Source organism: Staphylococcus sp. HMSC072B07 (genome assembly GCF_001815505.1).
Taxonomy (GTDB): Bacteria; Bacillota; Bacilli; order Staphylococcales; family Staphylococcaceae; genus Staphylococcus; species Staphylococcus simulans.
This window is the reverse complement of the sequence record NZ_KV820913.1, coordinates 78,296-84,613: the sequence shown is the minus strand read 5'-3', so window position 1 is coordinate 84,613 and position 6,318 is coordinate 78,296. Positions and strand designations below refer to the sequence as shown.

Genomic DNA, 6,318 nt, shown 5'->3' with positions numbered 1-6,318 from the left:
GCTCACCAGTCCTATTTGACAGAGAGCCAAAAAAATCCAGTTAATAAGGTTATCTCCCCTATTAACTGGATGAATTTTATCAATTATAAACTACCGAATTTAACTGCATCACGTGCAATCATAACTTCTTCGTTTGTTGGAATAACTAATACTTTAACTGGTGAATGTGGGTAGTTGATAAATCCTTCTGAACCATGAATTTGTTCGTTTTTCTTAGGATCCCAATAAACACCCATGAATTCTAAACCTTCTAATACACGGCCACGCACTTCGTCAGAGTTTTCTCCGACACCTGCAGTGAAGACAATAACATCTACACCGTGCATTTTCGCTGTATAAGAACCAATATATTTGTGGATACGTGAAGCAAATACATCTAGTGCTAATTGTGCACGTGTTTTACCTTCATCCGCATCTTGTTCTAAGTCACGTAAGTCACTTGAAGTACCTGAGATACCTAATAAACCTGATTCTTTATTTAGGATATCTAACACTTCTTCAGCGTTTTTACCTGTTTTTTCCATAATATATGGAATTAATGCTGGGTCAATATCACCAGAGCGTGTACCCATTGTAACACCTGCTAATGGCGTGAAGCCCATTGAAGTATCTACTGATTCGCCGCCATCGATTGCCGCAATAGAAGCACCGTTACCGATGTGACAAGAAATAATACGTAATTCCTCAATTGGACGATTTAAAATTTCAGCAGCACGTTGTGATACATATTTATGGCTTGTACCGTGGAAACCATATTTACGGATGCCATAGTCTTTATAGTAATGGAATGGCAAGCTGTATAAATATGCTTGTTCTGGCATTGTTTGATGGAATGATGTATCAAACACTGCAACATGTGGAATATTCGGCAATAATTTTCGGAATGCACGAATACCCATTAAGTTTGCTGGATTGTGAAGTGGTGCTAATTCTGTCAATGATTCAATTTGTTTCTCTACCTCGTCTGTAACTAACGCAGATTCAGGGAATAATTCCCCACCATGAACAACACGGTGTCCTGTACCATCAATGTCATTGATGTCACGAATAATACCGTGGTTAATTAAGCTATCCAACATTAAATCAACAGCTTTTACATGGTCGCTGATTTCTTTTTCATCAGTATACTTTTGACCATTAAATTCTACTGTGATTTTTGAGCCTTTAAGGCCGATACGCTCAATTAAACCTTTACTTATTAATTTTTCTTCAGGCATTTCTATAAGTTGGAATTTCAGTGATGAACTACCTGCGTTAATTGCTAACACTAATTTTGACATAAAACTATGCCTCCAATATTTACATTTTCTTTTACCATATCTATTTAACCATTAATACAGTTCAATTTCAAGATTATTACAGTTTATTTTTTGTGATGATTTTGTTGCAGCCATTCTGACAATTCTTTTAAAAATCCTTGAAACTGTTGCGGAGATTTAAAATCTGGTATATTGGCCAACAACACTTCAACAGCATGCGTTACCTCGCGTTCTTTTTTCTGTAAAATCAGGATTGATTTGCGAGATTGCTCAGTTTTGAACAAAGTTTTCGGTAAGTTCAAGAATGCTTGCATTTCTGTATCTGTTGCAATGAATTTTTCGAGCTGTTTTACATGTTCACCTTCAAAAATATTGCTAGGCACAATTAAAAATGCAAAACCTGCACCTCTTAACGCTTCAATTGCTTGTTCAATTAATAAGAAATGCGCATAACTATGTCCTTCTTCAAATCCCAATTTCATTTCATGACTGCGATCATCTACTGGATAATAACCTACAGGCAAATCTCCAATCACGACATCCGCTTCTTCAAACGGTAAAGGCAATATCGCATCTTGTGGGTAAACATCAAAAGGAATTTCCAAGAAATTCGCTAGATGTACACTGACACGAGATAACACTGGATCCACTTCAACAAGATGATGCATTAATGTCTGCTCTGTTAACACTTCATGCACAGTTGCACTTAAATGACCACTGCCGCTGGTTAAATCAACAATGTTCAGTTCTTTTTTATCTTGTGTAAACTGTTGTACTAAGAATCCAAGAATCAAGCCGATCGAGTCAGGAGTAATTTGGTGATTTGCCTGAATATCTTGTTCTTGCAACAAGCTTAAATATGCAAATTGGAAAGCTTTACGTCGGTCTGCTAGTGTTGCTTGTTCTAATAAGTCACGGTCATTACGATAAATCTGTTCCATCGCAAGCCCTAAGTTCTCAATAAAACTTTGACCATTTTCTTTATTGAGTTCTTTTGTTTTAGTATCTAATTCATGAAACAAACGTTCCATAATTGTTTGTTCTTCAGCCATTTTAAAATCCTTCCTAAAAAGACTGCTCATAATCAATGAATCTAAAATCCTTACACTAATTATGAGCAGTCTGGTCTAAATTTATTAACTTAAAATTACTTTAAATACTTGCTTTACTTTAGTCTAATTCTCTATATGCTTTTAATGCAGATTCGAAATCAGGGAAGTCTGTTCCTTCATTCACGATTTCTTTATAAACAACTTTGTTATTTTTATCTAATACGAATACTGAACGCGCTAATAATTGTAAGTCGTCCATTAATACGCCAAAGTTTTTACCAAATGAATGTTTTTGGTAGTCACTTAATAAAATAACATTGTCTAAACCGCTTGCTGCACACCATCTTTTTTGAGCGAACGGTAAGTCTTCAGAAATAGTAAGCACTACGCCACCTTCTTCTGATGCTGCTTCTTCGTTGAATTTACGTGTTTGTTTATCACAAACCCCTGTATCAATAGATGGTACTGCACTGATTAGTTTTTTCTTGCCTTCGTAATCTGCAAGTGTAACTTCTTCTAAATCATTGTTTACTACTGTGAAGTCTGGTGCTTCTTGCCCTTCTTCTACTGCATTACCTACTAATGAAACGGGATCTCCGCCGAATGTAATTTGTACCATATTAATAAACAACCTCCTGAGATTTTGTTAGTACTTTTTCTTTACCCCATTATACCGATATCAACACGTCAACTCCAATATTTATCCTTCGATTGAATGAACTATTTACTATTTTTCATGTAGAAGATGCCTTGAATTGAAAGATTTATCGTCATAAACAAAAAGTAAACTACGTACAGTTTAAGACGCAATTTACTTTAATTAAACCATTGCTGCATATAATCATAGATATTTTTAAGAATTAATGCACTCGTTACGATGACAAACAATACTCTGACATAACCGACACCTTGTCTCAGTGCAAATTGCGCACCTGCATAGGAACCGACAATCATACTGAAGGCCATAATCAAACCGATCCCGTAATCGACTTTGCCTAGCAACATAAATAGCAATAATGCACCGATATTTGAAGCGAAATTAAGGACTTTCGCGTTACCAGCAGCACTTAAGAAATCAAATCCGACTATCAGTAAAGTGAACAACATGAACGAGCCTGTGCCTCCACCTAAAAAGCCGTCATAAAAACCGATGAGTAATAATACACTTGTAAAGAGAATCGCTTTTTTAGTTGAAAGCTTTTGATATGTTCGTATACTGCCCCAATCTTTACGCACGAGTGTATAAATCATCACAATCGTTAAGATGATTATGACAAGCGGCTTTAAGACTGAAGCTGGTAAAAAGGAAGCCAAGCTCGCACCGCCCACTGCCGCTAAAAAGACAAATGGGAAGAGCTTGCCTACAATTTTCAAATCGACCTTGCCGGAACGTATAAACTTAATCGCACTGGTTAAAGAACCAAATGAACTTGCTAGTTTATTTGTTCCAAGTGCAGTTGCTGGCGGGAGACCTATGGCGAGTAGAGCCGGTGTAGATATTAAACCACCGCCACCAACTACTGCATCAATAAACGCAGCTAAAAATCCAAATACAATTATGATTAATATCAGTGTCAAATCCCATTCCACGATGTTTACCCCTTTTTACTCACATATTACTTAGAATAAATCTTCCATTAACGCTTCTGTTGTTTTGTCTTTTTGACTTTGATAGTTTTTAGTGACTTCAATAGTTTCAATACCTTCTACAGCACGATCAATCATTTCACTAAAGTCAAATACGCTTTCATAGCGTTCTACTTTTTCAAAATCAGGTTCTGTAACTGGGTTTTTAGGAGTGAAAATTGTACAGCAATCTTCAAATGGTTGAATTGAAGTTTCAAACGTACCATATTGTTTTGCTTTAATGACAATTTCTTCTTTATCTAAAGTTAATAATGGACGTAAGACTGGCGTTGAAGTAACATGGTTAATCGCATACATACTTTTAAGTGTTTGGCTGGCAACTTGTCCTAAGTTTTCACCATTAACAATCGCATCTGCGCCAATTTGATGTACTACTTTATCAGCAATGCGCATCATCATTCTTCTTGTAGATGTCATAGTATAGCGTTCATGGACTACTTTATGAATTTGTTTTTGAACTTCTGTAAATGGAACGATGTGCAATTTGATCGGCCCTACACGTTCAGCTAAGATACGCGTTAGTTCAATGACTTTTTCTTTAGCTTTTTCACTTGTAAATGGCGGACTATGGAAATGAATGGCTTCTACTGTTACACCACGACGCATGATTTCCATACCTGCTACTGGTGAATCAATACCGCCTGACAACATTAATAATGTTTTACCACCTGTACCAACTGGTAATCCGCCAACGCCATCAATCACACGGTCATAAATATAAATTGCATCTAAGCGTACTTCTGTTTTAATGACATGATCTGGTTGTTTAACATTTACATGGACTTGTTCATTGTTTTCTAACACTGCCCCGCCAAGCATACGTTGTAATTGATACGTATCATATGGAAACTGCTTGTCCGCACGTTTTACATCAATTTTGAATGAATCACCGTCTGCATAGGCTTTCGCAAATTCACTTGCTTGTTTTTTCACTACTTCTAAATCTTTTTCAAGCTTCATCACAGGACTGATGGACTTCACACCAAATACTTGGCTAATACGACGCATAATTTCTTCGATATCCGCTTCAGGTGTGACTTCAATATACATTCTGTCTCGGTTTGCTTTAACATGGTAGCCTTGAAGCGGCATTAAAGCCTGTTTGACATTTGAACGTAAACGGTTCACAAACATTTTTCGGTTCGCACCTTTAAGCGTTAGTTCACCATAACGCACTAAAATATGATCATAGATCATTTCTTTAACAACTCCTTCATTTCTTCATAAACAATTTTAAACGCTTCTTTAAATCCTTCAATGTCTGATTCAGTCGTTATTGCACCCATAGAAATACGAATACTGCCTTCAATTCTTGATTCACTGATCCCCATCGCTAGTAACACTTCATTTAAACGACTATGTTTTGATGAACATGCACTTGTTGTAGATAACATGATACCTTGTTTTGAGAAAGCATTGACTAATACTTCCCCTTTCACGCCATCAAAGCCAACATTTAGAATATGTGATGCACTTTGATGTGGTGAATTCACATGTACCCCTGGATACGCTTTAAAGAAGTTTCGTAAGTCTTCATTCCATTCAGTCAATCTTGAATTCAGTTGTTCTTGTTCGCTTACAGCATGTTTCAATGCTTTAACAATCGCAATATCTACCGGTAAATTAACTGTTCCGCTTCTTAAACCATATTCTTGGCCACCGCCATGAATCACAGGTTCAAGGTTATGAATATTACGTACTAATAATAATCCCTGTCCTTTTAAGCCATTAAACTTATGACCGCTAAAACTAACACTGTCTACACCATTAAAGTGTAAAGGAGTTTTTCCGATAGCTTGCACAGCATCCACATGAAAATGTGCTTTTGGATACGCTTCAAGTATTTCAGCAATCGCTTCAATCGGTTGAATTTGGCCAGTAATATTATTAACGTGCATACATGTGACAAGACCAACATTCGGATTCATCAATGATTTTAAGTGTTCTAAATCAATGGTGCCTGCTTTTGTCACATTCACATAACGTAATTTAAACCCTTCTTCTTCTAAGTGACGCATCACTTCTAACACTGATGGATGTTCTAAAACAGAAACAATAATTTCATCAGCATAAGGTTTTCGGTTATAAGCAGCACCTTTTAATGCCATATTATTGGATTCTGTCGCACCACTTGTAAAAATAATATCGTATCTATCTTCTAAGTTCAGAATTTGGTTGATTTGTAGCTTTGCTTGTTTCAACAATTGTTCAGCTTGCAAACCTGCTTGGTGTGGACTATTCGGATTAAAATATAAATCTTGGTTGACTTTAACAAAGGTGTCTAACACATCTTGTGCAGGTTTTGTAGTCGCTGCATTATCTAAATAAATCACTTTTCGTCACTTCCACTTAATGAATTC

The 6,318-nt window shown here is 36.4% G+C and carries 6 protein-coding genes; all 6 read right to left on the bottom strand.

The annotated features are described in order from the left end of the window. Positions 1-83: 83 nt before the first annotated feature. The 6 genes from HMPREF3031_RS07195 to HMPREF3031_RS07170 all read right to left on the bottom strand — a co-directional run bounded on the left by HMPREF3031_RS07195 (position 84) and on the right by HMPREF3031_RS07170 (position 6,291). Positions 84-1,280, bottom strand: coding sequence for an acetate kinase (locus HMPREF3031_RS07195; RefSeq protein WP_002481186.1), 1,197 nt, complete (start codon positions 1,278-1,280; stop codon positions 84-86). Positions 1,281-1,363: 83 nt separating this feature from the next. Then, entirely contained in the window at positions 1,364-2,311 is a 948-nt protein-coding gene (locus HMPREF3031_RS07190; protein WP_002481187.1) for a class I SAM-dependent methyltransferase, read from the bottom strand. Positions 2,312-2,429: 118 nt separating this feature from the next. Then, on the bottom strand, positions 2,430-2,930 hold the full coding sequence (tpx, locus tag HMPREF3031_RS07185; protein WP_002481188.1) for a thiol peroxidase: 501 nt from the start codon (positions 2,928-2,930) through the stop codon (positions 2,430-2,432). 197 nt (positions 2,931-3,127) lie between these two features. Further along, positions 3,128-3,901, bottom strand: a complete 774-nt coding sequence (locus HMPREF3031_RS07180) for a TSUP family transporter (protein WP_002481189.1) — start codon at positions 3,899-3,901, stop codon at positions 3,128-3,130. A 30-nt stretch (positions 3,902-3,931) separates the two neighbouring features. Next, entirely contained in the window at positions 3,932-5,155 is a 1,224-nt protein-coding gene (gene thiI / locus HMPREF3031_RS07175; RefSeq protein WP_002481190.1) for a tRNA uracil 4-sulfurtransferase ThiI, read from the bottom strand. Beyond that, positions 5,152-6,291, bottom strand: a complete 1,140-nt coding sequence (locus tag HMPREF3031_RS07170; RefSeq protein ID WP_002481191.1) for a cysteine desulfurase family protein — start codon at positions 6,289-6,291, stop codon at positions 5,152-5,154. Before HMPREF3031_RS07170 ends, thiI begins: the two co-directional genes overlap by 4 nt. Positions 6,292-6,318: the final 27 nt, after the last annotated feature.